25 protein-coding genes are annotated in these 22,002 nt (G+C 60.0%); all 25 read left to right on the top strand.

Going from position 1 to position 22,002, the window contains the following annotated elements:
- The first annotated feature begins 14 nt into the window (after positions 1 to 14).
- The 25 genes from ACMCNM_RS13300 to ACMCNM_RS13180 all read left to right on the top strand — a co-directional run bounded on the left by ACMCNM_RS13300 (position 15) and on the right by ACMCNM_RS13180 (position 22,002).
- Complete coding sequence (locus ACMCNM_RS13300) at positions 15 to 509, top strand: JAB domain-containing protein (protein ID WP_412764563.1); 495 nt, start codon at positions 15 to 17, stop codon at positions 507 to 509.
- Between the two features lie 64 nt (positions 510 to 573).
- On the top strand, positions 574 to 1,329 hold the full coding sequence (locus ACMCNM_RS13295; RefSeq protein WP_412764562.1) for a hypothetical protein: 756 nt from the start codon (positions 574 to 576) through the stop codon (positions 1,327 to 1,329).
- Between the two features lie 130 nt (positions 1,330 to 1,459).
- Entirely contained in the window at positions 1,460 to 1,969 is a 510-nt protein-coding gene (locus ACMCNM_RS13290) for a PilL N-terminal domain-containing protein (RefSeq protein ID WP_412764561.1), read from the top strand.
- Positions 1,966 to 2,637 carry a hypothetical protein gene (locus ACMCNM_RS13285; RefSeq protein ID WP_412764560.1) on the top strand — a complete coding sequence of 224 codons (672 nt, stop codon included), beginning with the start codon at positions 1,966 to 1,968 and terminating at the stop codon, positions 2,635 to 2,637. The genes ACMCNM_RS13290 and ACMCNM_RS13285 overlap by 4 nt, the downstream gene beginning before the upstream one ends.
- A 10-nt stretch (positions 2,638 to 2,647) precedes the next feature.
- On the top strand, positions 2,648 to 3,367 hold the full coding sequence (locus ACMCNM_RS13280) for a TIGR03759 family integrating conjugative element protein (protein WP_412764559.1): 720 nt from the start codon (positions 2,648 to 2,650) through the stop codon (positions 3,365 to 3,367).
- Positions 3,349 to 3,903, top strand: coding sequence for a transglycosylase (locus ACMCNM_RS13275; protein WP_412764558.1), 555 nt, complete (start codon positions 3,349 to 3,351; stop codon positions 3,901 to 3,903). Before ACMCNM_RS13280 ends, ACMCNM_RS13275 begins: the two co-directional genes overlap by 19 nt.
- Positions 3,900 to 4,319, top strand: a complete 420-nt coding sequence (locus ACMCNM_RS13270; protein WP_412764557.1) for an integrating conjugative element protein — start codon at positions 3,900 to 3,902, stop codon at positions 4,317 to 4,319. The genes ACMCNM_RS13275 and ACMCNM_RS13270 overlap by 4 nt, the downstream gene beginning before the upstream one ends.
- Before the next feature lie 9 nt (positions 4,320 to 4,328).
- The gene (gene traD / locus ACMCNM_RS13265) at positions 4,329 to 6,452 is read left to right on the top strand and encodes a type IV conjugative transfer system coupling protein TraD (protein ID WP_412764556.1); all 2,124 of its coding nucleotides are present in this window, start codon (positions 4,329 to 4,331) and stop codon (positions 6,450 to 6,452) included.
- A gap of 38 nt (positions 6,453 to 6,490) precedes the next feature.
- A complete protein-coding gene (locus ACMCNM_RS13260; protein ID WP_412764555.1) occupies positions 6,491 to 7,219 on the top strand; it encodes a TIGR03747 family integrating conjugative element membrane protein in 729 nt (242 codons plus the stop codon).
- 196 nt (positions 7,220 to 7,415) lie between these two features.
- Positions 7,416 to 7,679, top strand: a complete 264-nt coding sequence (locus ACMCNM_RS13255; RefSeq protein WP_102689195.1) for a hypothetical protein — start codon at positions 7,416 to 7,418, stop codon at positions 7,677 to 7,679.
- Complete coding sequence (locus ACMCNM_RS13250) at positions 7,676 to 8,887, top strand: ImmA/IrrE family metallo-endopeptidase (RefSeq protein ID WP_412764554.1); 1,212 nt, start codon at positions 7,676 to 7,678, stop codon at positions 8,885 to 8,887. The genes ACMCNM_RS13255 and ACMCNM_RS13250 overlap by 4 nt, the downstream gene beginning before the upstream one ends.
- A gap of 10 nt (positions 8,888 to 8,897) precedes the next feature.
- Positions 8,898 to 10,028: a beta family protein gene (locus tag ACMCNM_RS13245; RefSeq protein WP_412764553.1), complete on the top strand. Its 1,131-nt coding sequence runs from the start codon at positions 8,898 to 8,900 to the stop codon at positions 10,026 to 10,028.
- 170 nt (positions 10,029 to 10,198) lie between these two features.
- Positions 10,199 to 11,518, top strand: a complete 1,320-nt coding sequence (locus ACMCNM_RS13240; RefSeq protein WP_412764552.1) for a hypothetical protein — start codon at positions 10,199 to 10,201, stop codon at positions 11,516 to 11,518.
- A 209-nt stretch (positions 11,519 to 11,727) separates the two neighbouring features.
- Positions 11,728 to 12,060 carry an RAQPRD family integrative conjugative element protein gene (locus ACMCNM_RS13235; RefSeq protein WP_412764551.1) on the top strand — a complete coding sequence of 111 codons (333 nt, stop codon included), beginning with the start codon at positions 11,728 to 11,730 and terminating at the stop codon, positions 12,058 to 12,060.
- The gene (locus ACMCNM_RS13230; RefSeq protein WP_412764550.1) at positions 12,047 to 12,286 is read left to right on the top strand and encodes a TIGR03758 family integrating conjugative element protein; all 240 of its coding nucleotides are present in this window, start codon (positions 12,047 to 12,049) and stop codon (positions 12,284 to 12,286) included. The genes ACMCNM_RS13235 and ACMCNM_RS13230 overlap by 14 nt, the downstream gene beginning before the upstream one ends.
- A gap of 15 nt (positions 12,287 to 12,301) precedes the next feature.
- The gene (locus ACMCNM_RS13225; RefSeq protein ID WP_412764549.1) at positions 12,302 to 12,679 is read left to right on the top strand and encodes a TIGR03745 family integrating conjugative element membrane protein; all 378 of its coding nucleotides are present in this window, start codon (positions 12,302 to 12,304) and stop codon (positions 12,677 to 12,679) included.
- A 7-nt stretch (positions 12,680 to 12,686) separates the two neighbouring features.
- Entirely contained in the window at positions 12,687 to 13,088 is a 402-nt protein-coding gene (locus tag ACMCNM_RS13220) for a TIGR03750 family conjugal transfer protein (protein WP_412764548.1), read from the top strand.
- On the top strand, positions 13,085 to 13,726 hold the full coding sequence (locus ACMCNM_RS13215) for a PFL_4703 family integrating conjugative element protein (RefSeq protein WP_412764547.1): 642 nt from the start codon (positions 13,085 to 13,087) through the stop codon (positions 13,724 to 13,726). Before ACMCNM_RS13220 ends, ACMCNM_RS13215 begins: the two co-directional genes overlap by 4 nt.
- Positions 13,723 to 14,529, top strand: a complete 807-nt coding sequence (locus tag ACMCNM_RS13210) for a TIGR03749 family integrating conjugative element protein (RefSeq protein ID WP_412764546.1) — start codon at positions 13,723 to 13,725, stop codon at positions 14,527 to 14,529. The genes ACMCNM_RS13215 and ACMCNM_RS13210 overlap by 4 nt, the downstream gene beginning before the upstream one ends.
- On the top strand, positions 14,519 to 16,027 hold the full coding sequence (locus tag ACMCNM_RS13205; RefSeq protein ID WP_412764545.1) for a TIGR03752 family integrating conjugative element protein: 1,509 nt from the start codon (positions 14,519 to 14,521) through the stop codon (positions 16,025 to 16,027). The genes ACMCNM_RS13210 and ACMCNM_RS13205 overlap by 11 nt, the downstream gene beginning before the upstream one ends.
- Positions 15,990 to 16,409: a TIGR03751 family conjugal transfer lipoprotein gene (locus ACMCNM_RS13200; RefSeq protein WP_412764544.1), complete on the top strand. Its 420-nt coding sequence runs from the start codon at positions 15,990 to 15,992 to the stop codon at positions 16,407 to 16,409. Before ACMCNM_RS13205 ends, ACMCNM_RS13200 begins: the two co-directional genes overlap by 38 nt.
- Complete coding sequence (locus tag ACMCNM_RS13195) at positions 16,409 to 19,147, top strand: conjugative transfer ATPase (RefSeq protein ID WP_412764543.1); 2,739 nt, start codon at positions 16,409 to 16,411, stop codon at positions 19,145 to 19,147. The genes ACMCNM_RS13200 and ACMCNM_RS13195 overlap by 1 nt, the downstream gene beginning before the upstream one ends.
- Before the next feature lie 220 nt (positions 19,148 to 19,367).
- Entirely contained in the window at positions 19,368 to 20,345 is a 978-nt protein-coding gene (locus ACMCNM_RS13190; RefSeq protein ID WP_412764542.1) for a TIGR03756 family integrating conjugative element protein, read from the top strand.
- Positions 20,345 to 21,700: an integrating conjugative element protein gene (locus ACMCNM_RS13185; protein ID WP_412764541.1), complete on the top strand. Its 1,356-nt coding sequence runs from the start codon at positions 20,345 to 20,347 to the stop codon at positions 21,698 to 21,700. Before ACMCNM_RS13190 ends, ACMCNM_RS13185 begins: the two co-directional genes overlap by 1 nt.
- Positions 21,697 to 22,002: a hypothetical protein gene (locus ACMCNM_RS13180; RefSeq protein WP_412764540.1), complete on the top strand. Its 306-nt coding sequence runs from the start codon at positions 21,697 to 21,699 to the stop codon at positions 22,000 to 22,002. The genes ACMCNM_RS13185 and ACMCNM_RS13180 overlap by 4 nt, the downstream gene beginning before the upstream one ends.

Raw genomic sequence — 22,002 nt, 5'->3', positions numbered from 1 at the left:
ACGAGGAATTGCCCATGAACACCGCCTTGAACCTGGTTGACCCGCTCGATTCGGTACTGGCCCAACGCGCCCGTGAGGATGCGCTGATCACCGAGGCCCTGCAGCTGCTGGACCAACGTCACTTCCAGCGCGGCGAGGTGCTGATAACCCCCGCCGATGCCGCAGCCTACTTGAAACTGCAACTCGCCCCTTACCATCACGAGGTGTTTGCCTTGCTCTGCCTCGACTCGCGCCACCGTATGTTGAGCTTCGACATCCTCTTCACCGGCAGCATTGACGGCGCCTCCGTGTATCCCCGCCAGGTGGTCATCAAGGCACTCGAACACAATGCCGCCGCCGTGATCTTCAGCCACAACCACCCCTCCGGCTGCTCGGAACCGAGCGGCGCCGATCGGGTACTCACCACCCGCCTGACCGAGGCTTTGGCCTTGGTCGAGGTGCGCGTCCTGGACCACATCATCGTCGGCGAAGGCACTCCGCTTTCGTTGGCCGAGTACGGCTGGATGTGACAGCCACTTTGCCCATGAGGTCACCGCCCGCTCGGGGTGGCCTCGGCACTTTCGGAGAACCATCATGCATCCTTCCCTTACCAATCCATTTCTTCGCGGTTTCCATGACTTGCGATACGAGCGTGTCCTGCAGATCAACTATGCCGACGATTGCCCTCCATGCTACCGCGCGCTGCACCCGGCTCAGAACGAGCTGCCCAATGAAGCCATCAACCTGCAGCCGTGCCTGTTCGATGACGAGTTCGCGGTGATCACCGACGGTGTATGCGTACCCGAGTTTCTGCGCATGCGCTGCCCGGCCGACGGCCTGGTGAATACCGTGCTCTACCAGATCCTGGGTAGTCAGCTCGGACGCTCGATGCATATCGGCGACCTCGGCAACGTGGAAGCTGCGCAAAACCTGATAGAACAACTGTCCTTTGCCACCGGGCACTACAGCCGCAGCTGGGAAATCAGCAGCGCCCACCTGCCCGCAGACGACCTCGAGTACCTGCAGGTGCGCGCTTGGTGCAATTCACCGGCGAGCTTCTTCGAGTGCTTCGAACTCAACGTCAGCCATGCCGTCGGCTGCAAGCTGTATTCGACGCCTTGGGTCGCAGACATTAAAGCCGGCGGCAGCGGCAGCGGCAGCAGCAGCAGCAGCAGCAGCAGCAGCAGCAGCAGCAGCGCCGACGAGGTCAGTGCGCGGATGCTCGCTGACCGTGTCCCTCCGGTGTTACTCAAGCTGCTCCTACTGGCAGGCCAGGCGGACATCCGCCTGTTGATCTTTGATCCTGACGCGACACCTCTCTCGGAACTACCGCTATTCACCGAAGAATGACCAAGGCGCCCTCCCGGGCGCCTTTTTTATGATGCCCGACAGAAAAGCTGGCTCGCCGGATTCGGTTTTCCAGTGGGGACTCGCCTCGTGTCTTCGCCATGGTATCGGCAACATTCGTCGAGACCCAGTCATGCAAACATCCCTACTTCCCACTATCGGCCTGATGGTCGTCCTGGCCGGCTGTAGCACACCGCCGCCGGCCCCGGCCCCCACGGCACCACCCGCCTTGCCGGCGGTATCGCCGCAGCCCAAAACCCCGCTTCCGGCCTGGGTCCGCCAGGACCGCTACACACTCGTCACCACCCGGCCCACGCTGGAGCAGCGCCAACCGCTGTATCAACTGGTCAACGTGCAGATCGCGCCAGCCCTGCATGCCACCGTCGGTGAAGCCCTGCGTCACGTGCTGCACCGCTCGGGCTTCGCGCTGTGTGCCGACAGCCCAGCGGTGGATCGCTTGTTCCGTCGCCCTCTGCCCGCGGTACAGCACCAGCTCGGACCTATCTCGCTGCTGGACGCCCTGACCATCATCGGCGGCCCGGCCTGGCAACTCGACATCGATCCAGTTGATCGGACCGTGTGCTACGCCCTGCGCGTGCCATCGCCCGCTGCCCCCTTTTCGACCCTGGAGCTCACGCAATGAAGGTCCTCCATTTTCAGGCCTTGGTGGTCGGTGCCCTGTGCCTGGGCGCCGCCGTGCTCGCCGCCGAAACGTACAACCATCACCAGCAGTTGGCCGAACTTCAAGCCACGGCCCGTAATGCCCCGGCGGATCCAGCGCCAGCCCTGCGCCGCGATATCGATGCTTTGTCCTCCAAGCTCAGGACGCTGCAGCCGCAGGTAGTCGCGCTGAGCGAGGCGCAAAGTCGACACACCGCGGCGCAGGTCGCCCTCGGTCAGCAGCAGGATGAACTGGCCACCTCGCTCAAGACGCTCCAGGCAGCACCGCCAGGTCCGAGCAGCAGCGATCTGACGGCACTGGAACATCGGCTGGCCACGGCAGAAGCCAAGCTCGAGAAACTGTCGACCCTCCCTTCTGTGCCCGCGGCCACCAACGCGAAGGTAAAGTCCTTCACCAGTGCAAAAGCCAAGGCCAAGCCTCTGGCCCCGCCCTTCACCCTGCTGGGTATCGAGACCCGAGGTGACGTCAGGTTCGTGGCAGCCCTGCCCAAAGGTGCGCATTCGCTGACGACCGTGCACTTGCTACAGCCTGGCGACAGCTTGAACAGCTGGCAGCTGCGCGCGATCCGCACGAACCAGGTGGTGTTCCATGTTCCCGGACAGGGCGACCACACACTGCCCCTGCCGTGACGAGGTGCTTATGGCTAGGTTCTCCCGCCTTTCGCTCATCCTGCTCCCCGCCTGTCTATTCGCAGGACTGGCGTGGACCGCGCCAAAACTGAACGACTCGGCTTCGCAGTTCAGCGAACAGATGCCACTGGGTCGGCAGGCATCCGACGCGGCTCGGGCCAAGGCCTGGGGGCTGACGGAGGATGAGTGGGCCGAGTTCGAGCGCTTGCAGGCTGGGCCCCGCCACTACTGGTCGCCGCAGCTCGACCCGCTCACCACCCTCGGCGTGGAAACCGACTCGGACCAGGAACGGCAACGCTACGCCGAGCTACAGGTCCGTCTCGAGGCCAAGCGCGCCGAGCGCGAGTTGGCCTACCAGAAGGCCTACACCGCCGCCTGGGCACGACTGTTCCCGGGCATGCTGCCCGTGCAGGGCATGGCCGACGATCCAGCGGCTACCCCCGCTGGCCGCTTTGCCCTGTTTGTGGAGGAACGCTGCCCGCCCTGTGTCGCCAACACTCAGCAATGGCTTCGTGGCGGCGCGCACCTCGATGTGTACCTGGTCGGCAGCCAAGGTGACGATACGCGTCTACGCCGGTGGGCTCGGGGCGCGGGCATTACCCCCGCCCAGGTCAGCAGTGGCCAGGTCACTCTCAAGCATGACCGTGGCCGCTGGTTCGCCCTGGGCGCCAGCCGCCCCTTACCGGCACGCTACCAGCAGGTGGACGGGAAATGGCAGCGCATCGACTGATCCTCGCGCTGGCCTTGACCTGCGCCACTGCCGTTCACGCCGACGCGCTGCCGCCGCCGGCGTATCAACTGGCTGCCGCACGCGCCGGCATCCCCGCCTCCGTGCTGTTCGCCATCGCCCTCCAAGAGAGCGGCACGCCGCTGCGAGGTCACCTCATGCCTTGGCCTTGGACCCTGAATGTTGCTGGTACGCCGCAGCGTTTCGCCCGCCGTGATGAGGCGTGTGCCGCACTCAAACAGGCGCTGATCCGTCACGATCCCAAGCGCATCGATGTCGGGCTGGGCCAGACAAATCTCGGCTACCACCCGGACCGCTACCACAGCGCCTGCGAGGCTCTCGATCCTCGCGCCAACCTGGCCGTGACGGCAGAGCTGCTCCGCACCCACTACGCCGACAGCGATGACTGGGTCGTGGCGGCGGGCCGCTATCACCGCCCTGCCGGCGGTAAACCTGCAGCGCGCTACCGCCGACAGTTCAGCCAGCACTGGCAGCGTGTACAAGCGGTCGTGGCGTCTCCGAGAGGGCCGCAGCCATGAGCCGTCGGTGCTGGGTAACGCTGTGTATTTGTCTCTGGTGGACGGTTGGCGCGCTCGCGGCCCCCAGCCAGTTGCCCGATCCCCGCGCGCTGACGTGGGCCCTGCCCGTACACAGCACACGCCTGTCACCCGGTGCCGTGTCGCCAAGGACATTGAAGCTGCCAGGGTTCACGCCGCTGTTCCTGGTCGGGCACGACGCCGCCTCTCTGGAATGGTTGGCCCAGCATGCACAGAAGCTGCAGGAGTTGGGCGCCAGCGGCCTGGCTGTTGAAGTAGCCAACACCCCGGCGTTGCGCCGCATCCAAGCGGCAGCCCCGGGCGTGGACATCTGGCCGGTGAGTGGCGACGACATCGCCGAGCGCCTGGAACTGCAGCACTACCCGGTGCTGATCACGCCCACCGGCCTGGAACAGTGAGGGTGGCTCATGGGCGAACATGCGATGGAGTCATTGCTGCGCCCTGCGGTGGAGCTGTACACCGTGGGCATCTGCGCCGGCGCCGGCGCCCTGTGCCTGCATTCGCCCTGGGCGGTAGCCCTGTCGCCCGAGGTAGGGGCAGGCATGGCCCTGGCCTATACCGCATTCGGCCTGAAGCGGCTCAACGAGGCGCGGATCGTCCTGCGCTATCGGCGCAATATCCGCCGCCTGCCGCGCTACTCGCTGACCAGTCCGCAGATTCCGGTAAGCGGCAAGCGCCTGTTCATGGGCCGTGGCTTTCGCTGGACTCGCCTGCACACCCAGCGCCTGCTCGAGGCGCAGGACCCGGCGCTGGCCCGCTATATCAACCAATCGGCCGCTCACCAGTGGGCGCGACGAATGGAACAATTGCTGGAGAGGGCCCCAACTGGCCTGTCAATGCTGCCCCGATTGACCGCCTGGGACAGCCCATTCAACCCGGTGCGGCCACTGCCGCCGGTGGGCGGCTTGCCACTGCTGCACGGCGTCGAGCCAAAGGAACAGGAAGCCAGTTTGCCGCTGGGCGAGCGCGTCGGCCACACCCTAGTGCTGGGGACCACGCGAGTCGGCAAGACGCGCCTGGCCGAGGTGTACATCACCCAGGACATCCACCGACCCAGCCAGGAAGTGGTGATCGTCTTCGACCCCAAGGGCGATGCCGACCTACTCAAGCGCATGTACGTGGAAGCGCGGCGCGCCGGCCGTGAGCACGAGTTCTACGTGTTTCACCTGGGCTGGCCGGAGATCTCCGCCCGCTACAACGCCATCGGCCGCTTCGGCCGCATTTCCGAAGTCGCCACCCGTATTGCCGGCCAGCTGAGCGGCGAAGGCAACTCAGCTGCGTTTCGCGAGTTCGCCTGGCGCTTCGTCAACATCATCGCCCGAGCGTTGATCGAGCTCGGCCGGCGCCCTGACTACCTGCAGATCCAGCGGCACGTGGTGAACATCGATGCGCTGTTCATTGAGTACGCTCAGCACTTCTTCGCCCGCCATGATCCGCAGGCCTGGGAAGCAATCGTGCAGATCGAAGGTCGCCTGAACGAAAAGAATATCCCGCGGCACATGATCGGCCGAGAAAAGCGCGTGGTCGCCATCGAGCAGTACCTGACCGCCAAGCGCATCTTCGATCCGGTGATGGACGGCCTGCGCTCGGCGGTGCGCTACGACCGCACCTACTTCGACAAGATCGTAGCCTCGCTGTTGCCGCTGCTGGAAAAGCTCACCAGCGGCAAGATAGCGCAGCTGCTCGCCCCCAACTACTCCGACCTTGACGATCCGAGGCCGATCTTCGATTGGCTGCAGGTCATCCGCAAACGCGGCATTGTCTACGTCGGTCTGGATGCGCTGTCCGATGCTGAAGTTGCCGGTGCCGTCGGCAACTCGATGTTTGCCGATCTGGTCTCCGTCGCCGGCCATATCTACAAGCACGGTATTGACCACGGGCTGCCAGGCTCCTCCAGTGCCACGGACAAGGTGCCGATCAACTTGCACGCCGACGAATTCAACGAACTGATGGGCGACGAGTTCATTCCGCTGATCAATAAGGGTGGTGGCGCCGGTATCCAGGTCACTGCCTACACCCAGACCTTGAGCGACATCGAGGCTCGGATCGGCAACCGGGCCAAGGCCGGCCAGGTCATTGGCAACTTCAACACCCTGCAGATGCTGCGGGTACGGGAGACCGCCACCGCAGAACTGCTGACCAACCAACTGCCCAAGGTCAACGTGCAGACCCGCACCCTGGTCTCCGGCGCGACGGACACCGCCGATCCTGATGCCCACACTGACTTCACCTCGTCCTCGCAGGACCGGGTTACCACCGCCGCCGTACCACTGATCGAGCCGGCGCACATCATCGCCTTGCCCAAGGGGCAGATGTTCTCGTTCCAGGAAGGCGGGCAGCTATGGAAAGTGCGTATGCCACTGCCCAAACCCGCCAGTGACGACCAAATGCCAGCGAACCTGCAGACCCTGGCTGCGCGCATGCGCGAGTCCTACAACGCCAATACGGGGAGTTGGTGGAGCAGCGCTGGCGGTGCGCCGACAGTCGATTTTGATCCCGAGATGCCTCCACCAGGGCGCAGGCACTCCTGATGAGCACGCCTTGTGCAACCGGATACTCTGGAGCCTATATGTCGACCACCCCAGCCAACCCAACTCCCCCGCAGCGAAGTCCGGGGCTCATCTTCGGCATGCTCGAGCTGTGTCTGCGGCTACTCGGCCTGCTCTTCGCTTCGCTGATCTTCTCCATCGTGCTGGAGTTCGTGGGCATGCTCTGGTTCTGGCCCGAGCAGGGCTGGCATCACAGCCACGCCATGTGGCTGAGTGAGCTCGGCTGGCTAAGCAATCACTTCAAGAATTCACTGCTCGTGCAAGAACCGGCGCAAGCGACCGCCAAGGTCCTCGAACACCTCAACAACTGGGTCGTAGTGCGCTCTGGATGGGCGCATTCCGACGCACAGCTGAAACTGCTCAGTCGAGAAGCGTCAATGCAGGGGCAGTTCGCGCAGGTCTACGTTGTGATGCAGGACTACCTGTTGGCGGCTCTGTTCACGGTATTTACTTTCGTGGTGAGGCTAGCCGTTTTGACCCTGGCCACCCCGCTGTTTTTGCTGGCTGTAATCACCGGTGCGGTCGATGGATTGATGCGCCGTGACCTGCGCAAGTTCGGAGCAGGCCGCGAAAGCAGCTTCGTGTACCACCGAGCGAAGCGGACACTCTTGCCGCTTATAGTCAGCCCTTGGGTGATCTACCTATCCCTACCATGCTCGCTGAATCCCAACTGGGTGTTACTGCCATGCGCCACTCTTCTGGGCTGTATGGTCGCCCTCACCTCAGCGACATTCAAAAAATACCTTTGAGGATGCACCTGATGCACAGATCTAGGCATCTCCGCCGAATGGGGCTGAACACCGCGAGTTCTGTGAGTCAGGAACGGGTTCTCGGCATCGACACCTTCCTGCTACCAAACGAGGTGTTCACGATTTGGGAACACCCCATTGACGTATAACCAATGCTCAGATACCTTGTTCCCAAATTGGGAACAAAGCTACGATCATGAGATTGCTTGGTAGAGAAAAATTACCCATTCTGCTGGGAGAGAGCGAGCACATCCGCAAGTGGATTGGCGTGTGGGTGAGCGAAATCGACCATGCAAGCTGGAAAATCCCATCGGAACTGCTGGAGCAGTTCCCGAGTGCTCTTGCTACTACCGAAGATACTTTTCTGTTCTCTGTCTGCGACTCGGGCAAGTTTTTAGAGTTGAAGGTTGCTTTTGCCCAAGGAATTGCAATCATCACTGCTATAGTGAAAAAAATATGATTACGTTGAGCCCGAAAATTATCAAAACAGAGGAACAGTACCTCGAATACTTCAATGAAGTGCATTCGCTGATAATTTCCTCTCCAAAACTAGGCTCTGAGGAGAGTGATAGGCTCGAATTACTTTCGATGCTGATCGAAGATTACGAGAAGCAAAAATATCCGGTCGAGGCTCCAGACCCTATTGATGCAATTTTGTTTCGCATGACCGAGAAGGGGCTTAAGCAAGCCGATTTAGTACCCTACTTCGGCACTAGGAGCCGAGTTTCAGAGGTCTTGGCTAGGAAGCGCCCACTTACAGTCCCTATGATACGAGCTCTTGCTGTCGGTCTCGGCATCTCCGCTGACACATTGATTGGTCTTGACGAAGTCGAAGGCAATAATAAAAAACAAAATGTAGACTGGTCAAAATTTCCGATCAAAGAAATGGTCGCTAGGGGCTGGATTGACAACATAACCAGCAAGGCTAAGAAGACTGTAGAGGAAATAGTCCAAGGTTTCATTTCCGACATGGGACTACAAGAAAGCGGGGCCTCTTTTCGCCGCACACTTGCCGGAGACTCGCCTACGCCCACCACAACTTATGCCTTATACGCCTGGCTTGCTAGAGTAATCCAAAAAACGCGCGAAATAAAAAGCGAGCTGCCACCATATGACAGAGCTAAGATTGGCGATTCTTTAATCAAGCAAATCGTGCACCTCAGTCGTTTTGAGGACGGCCCTAAAATGGCAGTATCGCTACTTAAGGATCATGGCATAGCTGTGATTATTGAACCACAGTTAAAGGGCACTATGCTGGACGGCGCGGCCCTTAAAGAGATCGACGGAACTCCGATAATCGCACTTACCCTCAGGTACGACCGGATTGACAACTTCTGGTTTACCCTAGTGCATGAACTAGTCCACGTCTGGAAGCACATTGACGACACAAACGAAGCAATCCTGGACGACTTAGAACACGCAAGTACCGACAAAAGAGAGTCAGAGGCCAATCGTATCGCACGTGACGCATTCATTCCGAGGTCATTATGGAAGCGAACCGATGCGTACTTGAAGCCAAGCAAAGAGACCATCAACGCATTGGCAAAGGAACTCAATATACATCCAGCAATAGTTGCTGGCCGACTTAGAAAAGAAGCTGGTAATTACAACCAATTCACTGATCTCATCGGCCAAGGAATGGTAAGAGCTCAACTCGAAAATCTATGAGGCGTTAAATATGAACACCCAGTATTTTCCTATCATTCGAGCCAAATCCGGTGAGCTGGAAGCCTTAACATTTCTGAGCAAGCTGGATAAAGCATCGCTGGCTCGCTGCACACCAATTTTCGAGATAACAAAGCTAGACGGAAAAGCTCTCGAGACGGCCAGAAAGAGGAGCGATACCCCTTTCGAAAAATACCTTGATGAACGTGCGCATAAAATTGCGCAGATATTCAGAGGCAAGCACGTAATTGTTGACGTTTCTCAATGGCCTCTTGATTTCACAACGGAGGGTGGGGAGCAGGTACTGAGCTTCATCTGCAATCGACTGAACGAATTGGGTGTATTGGTTTGTCCTATAATCGGCTATGACCGATGGGAGGTAGTCGAATATCGAGAAACGATTACCTCCATGACTTTGCCTGATCGTTCATTCTTTTGTATTCGTTTGGACAGCTTGGCCATTGAAGATCTTGGAGACCCAGACCACTTAGCAGAAGTTATTGAGGACATGGTTGCCAGTACTGGACTGATCGAATCAACCACACCCGTCCTTATTGACATGGGCGATGTTACCAAATTTTCTATTCAGGAAGTCATGGAGCTCCTTGAGACTGCGTATGGCCAGATGAAGACTTTGGGATTCCAGGACATAATCATGAGCGGGAGCTCCATCCCTGACTCTATTGAGAAAGCCGTAAAAGACCGCGACTCGACTGGCTTGGTGCAACGAAAAGAAATGATTGCTTGGAAAGGCTTTCTTTCTGCGAACCCCACTGCAAAACTTTACTTCGGCGATTACGGCGTAAGAAACCCAAGGGCTTCAGACAACATCGCCCCAAACATGAACGTCAAGATAAGATACACGGTAAACAATGCTTACTTCGTTGCTCGCGGCCACTCCGTAAAAGGTGAGGATGGCTATGCCCAAAGCCAGAAACTCTCAAAGATAATTGTTAACTCAATTCACTACCGTCAACCCGAATTCAGCTGGGGCGACAACAAGATCATGCAATGCAGCCTTGGGAAAATTGTCGGCAGTTCTACAAACTGGATAGCCTACGACACCAACCACCACTTGAAGTCCGTAACCAGCGAAATTTACGAATTTGCTTTACAACTCGCTGCGATTACAGAGCGCGCATGACGCAACATTGGTACCCGCCAGTTTTCATGCAACCAAACTGGCGGAACACAAACAATGTATGCAGACGTCATCGACAACAAATTTCCGCCACTACACACTACCCACCTTAGTTAGACAAATGAGCATGCCACACCCGCAACTCGCCCCCATCAACTGATAGAGCATTAACAATGACAACATCTAATAACGCTACTTTTAGCGGCGCGGCCCCCTCTTGGGCAAATGCCTGCGTCGGAAATAATGGCAACCCTGGATATATAGAGTATTCCAAAGGCTTCTCTGCTGCCGCTAATATTTTGATTGAGCAAGTCCTGGCGGGCCGCGGGTTAATTTTACCAGTGGACGACCTTGTATACCCAGTTTGTTTCAACATGCGCCACTCCGTCGAACTTAGACTTAAGGGTGCAATCCAAGAGTTGGCTGACATAGCTGAAATCCAAAGCCAGCCTTTCGTTTTCGACCTATCAGGATCTCACGACATTGGAAACATTTGGAACTTCTTTAAATCTCAATCGGAGCTTCTTGACGAGCGCTATATCGAAGTCAACAAATCGATCAACTCAACAATATCTGACATCGCAGCGGTAGATGCCACAGGCCAAACATTCCGCTACCCTGTGAGCAACGAAAGCCAAAAGCACCTAACTGAAATTGCGCTAATAAATTTCATCCTTCTAAAAAATAAATTTTGCGAGCTAGAAAAAAACCTCGACACCCTTCACTCTCTCAACCTCTGGCTTAAACAGGAGTACCAACAAGGGACCTTTACAAGCAAACTGTCTCGCCCAAAAATCTATGAGTTAGCTCGTGCTCTACCTCCAAAGTCCGAGTGGTCTCACCCTCAGTTCACCGTTACAAAAAAAGAACTGATGAAGACATACAACCTCGGAAGCCGAGACCTTACAAAAGCCATTGATAAAATTAAAAATCACTACTTCTTATCATACCTGATCGGCGCACCACTACCAATCAAAGGGATTTCCGAAGACCAAATCTTAAGTTTCTTTGAAAACTGGACAAGTCAAAATAGTGATACTGAAGAAAAATCAAAACCAAGCCTCGGCATCGACAACTGGGAAAGAAAAGAATCCATTATTGATGACATAAAAAAACAAGCCGAATCACAACAGGCCACCTGGAGCAAATTTGAAAAACTAATGACCCCCGACTTTCTGGCAGGACTACATGCGCTATATTATTTCGCACGCGACAAAACATACACGGAGTACTACGACACAGCATATGAGCTAGCATCCAAAGAAATAGCTCATGAATTCAAATGTGGACCTGCCGCAGTTAGAGATAGCTTCATGCACATACACAACAAAACAAACGCAGCCTCCAACATCCTTATTTCTCTATTTGCCCTAGGCCACAAGGATCTCGCTGAGACCATTATTAGAAAACACACCCTTGACACCTCTCTACACTGGATTGAAAAAGCGAGAAGCGGCCAGCTTTTCTCCTACCCTGAATTCGCCAAATATTGAATTATTGATGCTGCGCACTCGCTTGAAACAAATCAGGAGCTAGACCGATCTTTGAATCGATCTTTTCTAACAAATTTTGAGATCGATACCATAAAAAATGCAGATCAGAGTCTCTCGTGCATAAGCGATTATCTGCACATCCCTTTAACTCATGCCAAAGCCAGATTGTGCCATTAGGGTGAAAGAAAGACTCCTCGCTGGATTTCGCCATGACTATTTTTTCCTACCTGCTGCTGCTTGCCTACCTAGTATCGCTTTCCGTTGCTGCTGACATTCGCGAGCGCTCGGACCTGAAACTGGTGGAGCGGCAGATTTTCTACATCGAACAGTTGGCCCACCGCGCAAGTAGCAGCTCAATCGACGCCGCAGGAGCTCGCTACCGCTTTGATTATGCAAGGTTCGCTGCGGACCTCGAGCGTATGCATCTAGGCATCCACAAATACCTTTTCCCTTCCCGCGCGCAGCCAGCCGACATGGTCGAGCTCACCGGTGATTACCGCGCTGAAGCGTCCCTCCTGAGGCCATCCGATGAGCATGACTGATGCACAACTTAGCGCATTCACTGCCGTGGCCGGGTTTACCCCGCAGCTCAGCTCGGTGTTGTGGCGCTCAGCAGTGCTGGTGCTGGCGTTGCTCTGGTGCACCTGGGTCCTATGGACCGGCTACCGCGGCTGGGCGGCCGGCAACCTCAATTTCGGTGCGCTCGGCGGCAGCACCCTACGCCTAGCCTTCGCCCTAATCGTGTTGATGTTTTTCATGCTGTCTTAATCAGGAGACATTGCCATGAACCTCTCCCGTCGTTGCCATCGCCCGCTCGTTCTGTTGCGGAAATCCTATTCTCAAGTCCTGTTCGGGGGCCTGGTGCTGCTGAGTTCGACGCTGGCCTGGGCTGACCTGCCAACCATGGAGGCGCCTTCCCGCGGCGAAGGCTCTGGACTGATCGACACCATCAAGAACTACGCCTACGACGGCGGCATCCTGCTCGGTCTGTTGATCGCCACCCTCGCCTTCCTTGGCGTGGCCTGGCACTCGCTCACCGTCTACGCCGACGTGCAAAACCAGCGCAAGACCTGGAAGGACCTCGGTGCCGTGGTCGGCGTCGGCGCCCTGTTGGTGGTGGTGATCCTGTGGTTCCTCACCAAAGCCGCGACGATCCTGTGAGGTCACCATGTCCGACGCCCCAGCCACTTTGCCTGACGGCACTCTGACCTTCCTCCCCGAGCGCCTCAACCGTGACCCGGCTGTTTTGCGCGGGCTCACCAACGACGAGATGTGGGTCGCGCTGATCCTCGGCGCAGGGTTAGGTGTGATTCTCGGCGCGCCGCTGGCGGTGGCCACTGCCTCCATCGCTACCCTCCCCACCTGCATGTTCATCTGCATGGCGCTGGTGCTGCTCGGTGGCGGCAAGCTGATGCGCCGAGCCAAGCGCGCCCGCCCGGAAACCTGGTTGTACCGACGTCTACAGTGGCACCTGGCGGTGCACTGGGGCATAGGTACCCACCAACTGATCCTGCATTCGGGGCCCTGGACCGTCCGCCGTTCATGTCGACATATGAGGGCCGTTGCATGAGCCGCTTCCGCAACAAAGTCGACGCGCAGCAGGCGCATATCTTCAGCCTGCGTCTGGCCGTTTCGATCCTGGCACTGCTGTGCTGCGGGCTGTGGTACGGCTGGCAGTCCTCGCCCTCCGAGCTGACCATTCACGTGCCGCCCGACCTGCGCTCCGGCAGCACACGCAAATGGTGGGATGTACCCCCGGAAAACATCTATGCCTTCGCGCTTTATATCTTCGGCCAGCTCAACCGCTGGCCCACCGACGGCGAAGTCGACTATCACCGCGCCATCTTTGCCCTGCAACCCTACCTGACCCCGGCGTGCAAGACCTTCTTCGACGGTGACTTCGAGTACCGCAAGGCCGCCAGCGAACTGCGCGGCCGGGTGCGCGGCGTATACGAGGTACTGGGCCGCGGCTACAGCGACGACCCCGACCTTCGAGTGAAACAGTTGGACAAGCACAGCTGGCTGGTGAAGCTCGACCTCAACGCCGACGAGTACTACGCCGCAGAGCCAGTGAAACGTGTGGTGGTGCGCTATCCGCTACGGGTGGTGCGCTTCGACGTCGACCCCGAGCACAACAAGTGGGGCCTGGCCCTGGACTGCTACGAAGGCACACCGCAGAAGCTGACGCTGCCTGGAGGTGCGGGATGATGCGAGTCTTGATCATGATGCTGGCGATAGCCGCAGGCTGGTCTTCTGCAGTCGGTGCGGTCGAGGTCAAATACTGGGATCGCCTGCCGCTGGCCGTTCCACTTACAGTGGGCCAGGAGCGCGTCCTGATGCTGGATGAGGATGTTCGCGTGGGGGTGCCGGGCACGATCGCCGGTAAGCTGCGTGTGCAGTCCGTCGGCGGTACGGTGTATCTGCGCGCGGCTGACACCCTTCCCCCTACCCGGTTGCAACTGCAGTCGGTGAAATCAGGCGACATCATCCTGATCGACATCGAGGCGCTCGAGGGCAGCGAGGCACTGGAACCGGTCAAGATCGTGGCCCAGGCTCAGGCACCGGACGTGGAAGCTGCGAAGGACACGTCACTTGCAGAGACCCCGGTACCGGTGGTGCTCACCCGCTATGCGGCGCAGAACCTTTATGCGCCCCTGCGTACCGTGGCACCGCTACCCGGTGTGCGGCGGGTGCCGCTGAGCGACTCCACCGCGTTCAGCACCTTGCTGCCCACCGAACGGGTTTCGATCAAGGCCCTCGCGGCCTGGCGGCTGGGCGACTACTGGGTGACCGCGGTGAAGATCGTGAATCGCGGTCCTGGCAAGGTGGCGCTGGACCCGCGACACCTGCAGGCCACGCTGTACGCCGCGACATTCCAGCACGCCGACCTCGGTCTCGCCGGGACGCCTGAAGACACTACCGTGGCGTATCTCGTCACCCGTGGCGGCGACTTGAAGCATGCGCTGCTGTTGCCTCCGCCAAAACCGGAGGCTGTAGATCATGAAAGCTAACGGCCTGCTGAAATGGTTGGTGCCCGTAGTCCTACTGGGCATCGTGCTGATCATCATCAAGTCCTGGATGGCCGCTCCAGATGGCCAGCCCACTCACGATCCGGAAAACGCCTCACTCAGCGCGGAACAGGCCAAGGCCTTGGGCATCGCCGGCGACACCCCCCGCGACACCGTGGCCACGCTGATCGGACAGGTCAAGGCGATGCGCAGCGAGATGCAGACGCTGAAGAAAGGCAACGATGCGCTGCAGACCGAGAACAACCGACTGCGCACGCGCGAAGGCAACATCGACACGCGCATCCAGAGCACGCTGAGCAGCGTCACCCAACAGGTCACCGAACAGCGCCAGCAGGCCAACGATGCTCGGCAGAAAGCCGAGCAGCAGCACCGCGAGACCCAGGGGCTGCTCTCCAGGCTCAAGGACCAGCTCACCGGCAAGCCAGCCGCGAAGGCAGATGTTCCCGCAGGCTTCGGTCTTGAACCGGGCGACGAGCAGCAATTTGCAGGGGCTCAAGCGCCGGCAGATGCGGTGCAGTGGATCGAACCGTCGAATGCACGCGCCGGGCAAGAGGATACCGGCAAAGCTGATGGTCCGCTGTCGTCGTTGACCTCTAAGTTCAAGGACCTGCACGCCCTGGATAACAACGCCATCGATCGTGGCCAGGACCGCTTGCGTGCCGTCGCCAAAGGCGAGCGTGACCTGGAGAGCACCCAGGACCGTACCGAAGGTGCCCGCCCCGTCTACACCATCCCCGAGAATTCGACGCTGATGGGCTCGATAGCGATGACCGCGCTGATTGGCCGGGTGCCGGTGGACGGCACGGTGAACGATCCCTATCCGTTCAAGGTGCTGGTGGGGCCAGACAACCTCACTGCCAACGGCATCGACCTGCCGGACGTGGTCGGCGCAGTCATGAGCGGCACCGCCGCCGGTGACTGGACGTTGTCCTGCGTGCGCGGCCAGGTCGAGTCGATCACTTTAGTCTTCAGCGACGGTACTGTCCGCACGGTGCCGCAGCCGCAGAAGGTCGTCAGCCGTAATCGCAGCAGTACGCAGACCTCGGACACCGAGAAGATCCGCGGCGGCCTGGGCTACATCTCCGACCCTTACGGCATCCCCTGCATTTCCGGCGAACGCCGCTCCAACGCCCAACAGTACCTGGGCAGCCAGAGCTTGATCACTGCGGCCGGCGCCGGCTTCGCCGCGGCCTTGGGCAGCGAGCATACCAACACCTCGTTCATCAATTCGGCCAGCGGCAGTCTGGGCATGTCCCAGAACAGCGGTAACAGCGCGCTGAACTCGGTGATCAGCGGTGGCATTGGCGACATCCGTGAGTGGATCAACAAGCTCTACGGTGAAGCCTTCGCCGCCATCTACGTGCCGCCTGGGGCCAAAGTGGCCCTGCACCTGGACCACGAAATCAGCATCGACTACGAACCCAAAGGCCGGAGAGTGAACCATGAAAGCCCATCCGTCTCGGTACTGGATCTGGATTAGCTTGCTGCTCGGCCTGCACCTGGCCGGCTGCTCCACCAGCAAGGAGGAAATGCTGCCCCACGGCGATCACACCATGTTGGACATTTGGAACGGCAGTGGCTCGGTGGTCAGCCAGCAACAGCTACAGGAGGCGCGTGGCGAACTGCGTCGCCCGGTGCTGGATCCCGAGCGCCTGATCAACGCCCAGAGCGCCTACACGCGCACCGCCGCCAACGAGATCCGTGCCCAGTTCCCACGCCTGCCCAATCCAGACCTGGTCATGTACGTTTACCCGCATCTGGCAGGTACCCAACAAACGCCGGTGCCTGGCTACTCGACCGTGTTCCCGTTGTACGAGAAGGTCCAGTACGCGCTGCCCGGCGAGCGCCTGGACGATCTGTGATGGCTGATGACGCCAGTCGCGATCCGTCCCGCTGGAAGCCCTGGCGCGCGGCACAGCGCCGGCGCGCCACCCTGGCCGACGAAGCCGCCCAGTATGCGCACAACCCCAGCTTCGCCGACTACCTGCCCTGGGTCGAATACCTCGAAGATGAGCAGTGCTTTATGCTCGATGACAACCGTTCCGTGGGTGCCGTATTCGAGCTGCAACCGATCGGCACGGAGGGTCGCGAGCCCGAATGGCTGATGGCCGCACGCGACGCCCTGGAAGATGCGCTGCAGGACAGCTTCAACGAGCTCGATCAGGCGCCCTGGGTGGTGCAGTTCTTCTGCCAGGACGACAGCGACTTTGCCCCATACCTCGAACGCCTGGAGCGCTATATCGCGCCGCGCGCGCGAGGTACGCCGTTCACCGAGGCCTTCCTCGCGTCGATGCAACGTCACCTCGACGCCGTCGGCAAACCGGGTGGGCTGTTCGACGACCATGTGGTGTCTCACCTGCCGTGGCGCGGCAGCAACCGGCGGATTCGCCTGGTGGTTTACCGCTGGCTCGGAGAGCAGGCCGACGAGGATGGGCAGAGCCCGGTTCAGCTGAACCGCACCTGCGACCGCTTGGTGGCCTCGCTGCAGGCCTGCGGGGTCAGCCCTCGGCGGCTGACCGGGCGCGATTTCTACGCTTGGTTGCTGCCCTGGTTCAATCCCGCTCCTGCAATCACCGGCGAATCCCCTGCCGCGTTCTATCGGCGCGTGCCTTATCCGGAAGGGGATGACGGCGAAGAGCTACCGCTGCCGTTCGACCACGATTTCGCCGAGCGGCTGTTCTTTCAGGAACCGCGCTCCGATAGCGAGCAGGGTCTGTGGTACTTCGATCAACAGCCCCACGCCGTGATGGTGGTCGACAAGCTACGCAGGCCACCGCATATCGGCCAACTGACCGGCGAAACACGCAAGGGCGAAGCCTTGAACGCCCTATTCGATCAGTTGCCCGAGCAGGCGATCATGAGCCTGACCTTGGTGATCACGCCTCAGGATGTACTCGAGGAGCAACTCAATCGCCTGGCGCGAAAAGCCATCGGCGAGAACCTCGCCTCGACCCAGACCCGTCAGGACGTGGAAGAAGCCCGCGCGCTGATTGGCCGCCAGCACAAGCTGTACCGCGGAACCTTGGCGCTGTACCTGCGCGGTGCCGATGAGCAGCAGCTGCGCCAGCGTTCGATTCAGGCCGCCAATGTGCTGCTCGGCGCTGGCCTGCAACCGGTGCGCGAGGGCGATGAAGTGGCCGCGTGCAACAGCTATCTGCGCTGGTTGCCGATGGTCTACAACCCGGCGCGGGACACACGCAACTGGTACACCCGGCTGCTGTTTGCTCAGCACGTCGCCAACCTGCTGCCCCTCTGGGGACGTAGCATCGGCACCGGCAACCCGGGTATTACCTTCTTCAACCGCGGTGGTGCGCCGCTGTCATTCGACCCGTTGTCGCGCTTCGATCGTTCAATGAACGGCCATTTGCTGTTGTTTGGCCCAACCGGTGCCGGCAAGTCGGCCACCCTGGTCTCGATCCTCATGCAGATCATGACCGTGTACCGGCCGCGGCTGTTCATCGTCGAAGCGGGCAACTCCTTCGGCCTGCAGGGCGACTATTTCGCCACCCTCGGCCTAACCGTCAATAAGGTTCAGCTCAAACCGGGCAGTGATGTGAGCCTGGCGCCATTCGCCCATGCCCGGCGCCTGATCGAGCATCCGGACCAGGTCGCCAGCTTGTCGACCGAAGACCTGGATGAGTCCACGCCGGACAGTGATGAGCAGCGCGATGTGTTGGGCGAGTTAGAGATCACCGCGCGGCTGATGATCACCGGCGGCGAAGCCAAGGAAGAGGCGCGCCTGACCAGGGCAGACCGCAGCCTGATCCGCGAGTGCATCCTCGATGCCGCCCGGTACTGCGCGACGACTGAACAACAGGTTCTGACCCGCCACGTCCGCGATGCCCTGCGTAAGGTCGCCAGCGACACCCACCTGCCCGACAAACGCCGCGAGCGCGCACAGGAAATGGCCGAGTCCATCGACCTGTTCTGTCAGGGTTTTGAGGGCGCACTGTTCGACCGGCCAGGCACACCGTGGCCGGAGAGCGACGTGACGATCGTCGACCTCGCCACGTACGCCCGTGAGGGTTACGAGGCGCAGATGTCGATCAGCTACATCAGCCTGATGAACACGGTGAACAACATCGCCGAGCGCGATCAGTACCTAGGGCGACCGATCATCATGGTCACCGATGAAGGCCACATCATCACCAAGAATCCGCTGTTGGCCCCCTTTGTGGTCAAGGGCACGAAGATGTGGCGCAAGCTCGGTGCCTGGTTCTGGCTGGCCACGCAGAACATGGCCGACTTGCCCGACGCGGCGCAGACCATGCTCAACATGATCGAGTGGTGGATCTGCTTGAACATGCCGCCAGCGGAGATCGAGGAAATTGCTCGTTTCAAGAAACTCACGCCAGCGCAGAAGGCACTGCTGCTTTCCGCGAGCAAGGCCTCGGGCAAGTACACCGAGGGCGTGGTCCTGTCGAAGAACCTGGAGACGCTGTTCCGCGCGGTACCACCGAGCCTGTACCTCGCGTTGGCCATGACCGAGCCCGAGGAAAAAGCTCAGCGCTGGCGATTGATGGAAGAGCACCAGCAGTCCGAGCTGGAGGCCGCCCTGCAGGTCGCGGCGGAGATTGATCGCCTGCGCGGCATCTCGTGAACGACACCGCCAGGGCGATCTGAGCCCTTCTGCTTAGTAAAAATCGGAAAGAGCACATTTGTACTCATCTGGCATTTTACTCATCTCGCGCCGCTAAATCGAGCGCCCGACAAAATCGATCACTCCGGACTCGGTTTGTCCGCCCTCCTCCAGTACCAGATCCGGGATGCTGAAACTTGGCGCACGGATGCTCACCGCTGCCACTTGCCGAGCATTGCCCATGAACGTGACTGCCTTCACCCGAAGCAAAGCGCCGAAACCCAGAACGGCTCGCCGTGGCCGAGACTTCACCGCAGCAGCTCTGCTGGTCGCCGCCGAGCAGTGCCTGGCATTGACCACGCCTACCCTTATCGCCTCCGTCTCTTCGCTGCAGTGCCTGGAGTATCGGGTCGTCGGCATCTGCTACTGGCTGCTCTGCACACCGTTCGGCTGCACGGTACGGACCTCACCGAAGATCCGTCACTTCATTCCCGAGTTGGTGGTATCGAGCTATGCCGATACCGGGGCCAATCCCTGGAGCGAAATGTCGGCGCTGTCGGCGCCGACGCCGGCGTCGCAAGGGGGTGGCAACCTGATCACGCCTTCGCCGCAGCGCGATAACCTGCCCAGGTTCAAGAATGTCGACGGCATTGGCCATCCCGGCGGGGCTGCCCTCACAGCTCTCGCGCATACATTCGGTTATGCGTGCCCAAGCGGAGCCGTACCCTTTTCGCCCTACTACTTCAGCACCCTCGACCCGCTGGCTTGGCGCCAGGCCGTACCCGAGTCCTTCTATCCACAGGCGCTGATCCCGGGTATGCGTGAAATCGGCAACCAGGCTCTTGGGGACATGTGGGGCAATGTGTATCCGCGCCACGGTTTTCTGGTGCAGCCCGACGATTTCAAGGCCGCTGCCGTGATGGCCCAGCGCGCCAGCGACTTCATCACCCGCGTCGGCCAGCCGCACGTTTATCTACCGCTGCAGCCGATGCCCGCTCCCGGCTATTGGCCGCCGCAGCCAGTGATGGAAAACAACGTCAACAATCACCGCTGGCAGTTGCTGGTCCCGGTGATCCAGAACACCTGCGCCATCTTTCCCAGTCCAGCCGTCCAGAGCGCCGACGGCGCCTATGCCTGGTCGCTGTGGCGGCCCTACCGCTGCTGCCAGCGTATGGGCCAGACCTTCCTGTTCAGCATCGACTTTGATGGAGGTCAGTGATGAACAACCTCGCGCTCGGATTGGTGTGCTTACTCATATGTGCCGCAGGCCATGCCGCAGAGAACGGCTACCACCTCGGTGACCAGGCCCCAGTCCTGGATGACCGCGTGATGTACACCATTGGCGGCGGTTCGGCGGCGGGAGCGCCCTCCTCGCTCTACCGTCCCAATGGCCTCGGCGTGGGCATGTCGTGGCGGGCCAACATGATGTGCGGAAACATGAACCTCTCGAATACGCTGCAGAACCAACTCAATGGCGCCACCCAGGGCTTCCAGCAGATCATGGGCAATGTCATCCAGAACGCCACACAGGCGGTCATGTCGCTGCCAGCGATGATCATCCAACGCGCCAATCCCGGGCTGTATGAGCTGCTAAGCAATGGCGTGCTGCAGGGGCGCATCGACTTCGATCGTTCCAAGCTCACCTGCCAGGCAATGGCCGCGAAAATGGCCGACAAGGTCGACCAAGCCGGCTGGGGCGCGCTGGCCCAGAATCAGGAAATGCAGCACAACCTGGAGCAATCCGGCGGTGATGCCGTGATGGCGGTGAAGGACACCGAATCGAACAACGGCAACAACGGCGTCAGCTGGGTCGGTGGGCAGAAAGCCGGTGGCAACGGCCAGCAGCCTATCCGGGTGACTTCGGATGTGGTCAAGGCTGGCTATAACCTGCTGCACAACCGGGCCGTCGAGGACACCTCCGCCGTCGGTTCGGCTTGCCAGAACGGCGCCATCTGCCAAGCTTGGTCGAGTCCCGAGGAAGCCTCGGAATGGGCGACACGGGTGCTCGGTGAAACCGAGGTGGAAACCTGCGATGACTGCGAGACGCTGCGTGTAACCGCCGGTACGGGCCTGTCGCCGCTGATTCAGGAAACCTACACGGAACACCTGGAAGGCCTGCAGCACATGGTCTCGAGCGCCGACCAGCCTACCCCAGAGAACCTCAGCAAGGTCTCCAGCCCCTTGTTGCAGGTCTCCCGCGGCGTCATCGAGGGGCTGCGCGATGACCCCGACCAGAACTTGCTGGCCCGGCGCCTGGCCAGTGAGACCGCGCTGTCCAGCGTGATCTACAAGGCGATGCTTCTGCAGCGCACGCTGTTCGCCGGCAGCCACGAACCGAACGTGGCATCGGCGCAGCCCGCCACCACCGCCCTCAACAGTAACGTCGAAACCCTGGAACGGGAGATCCGCCTGCTGCAAACCGAGCTGCAGGTACGCCAGTCGCTGACCACCAATACCGCCAGCCTGGTCCTCGATCGTCACGCCGGCGGCGCCGACGCCTCGCGCAGCATTGATCAGCGCGACCCGGTACCGGATCGACTGCGCCGGGCTGAACAGGAGAGGAGCACGCCATGATCACGTCATCTATGAATTCACTGATCGTCCGCATGCTGCTGACCCTCGGCGCCATGCTGGCCATGTTGCTGATTGCATGGATGGCGCTGCGACTGCCCGCCAACCACTTGGATTGGCTCGCACCAACGCGGGCAACTGCCACCTACTACGCGTGGTGGCGCGTCCTGCTGTACACCCTGATCTTCACCGGTTGGGCCGCAGCGTTGCGCATACGGCAAGCGCCTGTGGACCAGCAACGGCTGAAGCGTCTGGGATTGATCGGCTTCAGCTCGATCATCCTGGTCGAACTGTCTCGCGTGTGA

Source organism: Pseudomonas sp. NGC7 (genome assembly GCF_047159675.1).
GTDB lineage: Bacteria > Pseudomonadota > Gammaproteobacteria > Pseudomonadales > Pseudomonadaceae > Aquipseudomonas > Aquipseudomonas kermanshahensis.
This window is presented reverse-complemented; position numbering and strand designations above follow the sequence as displayed.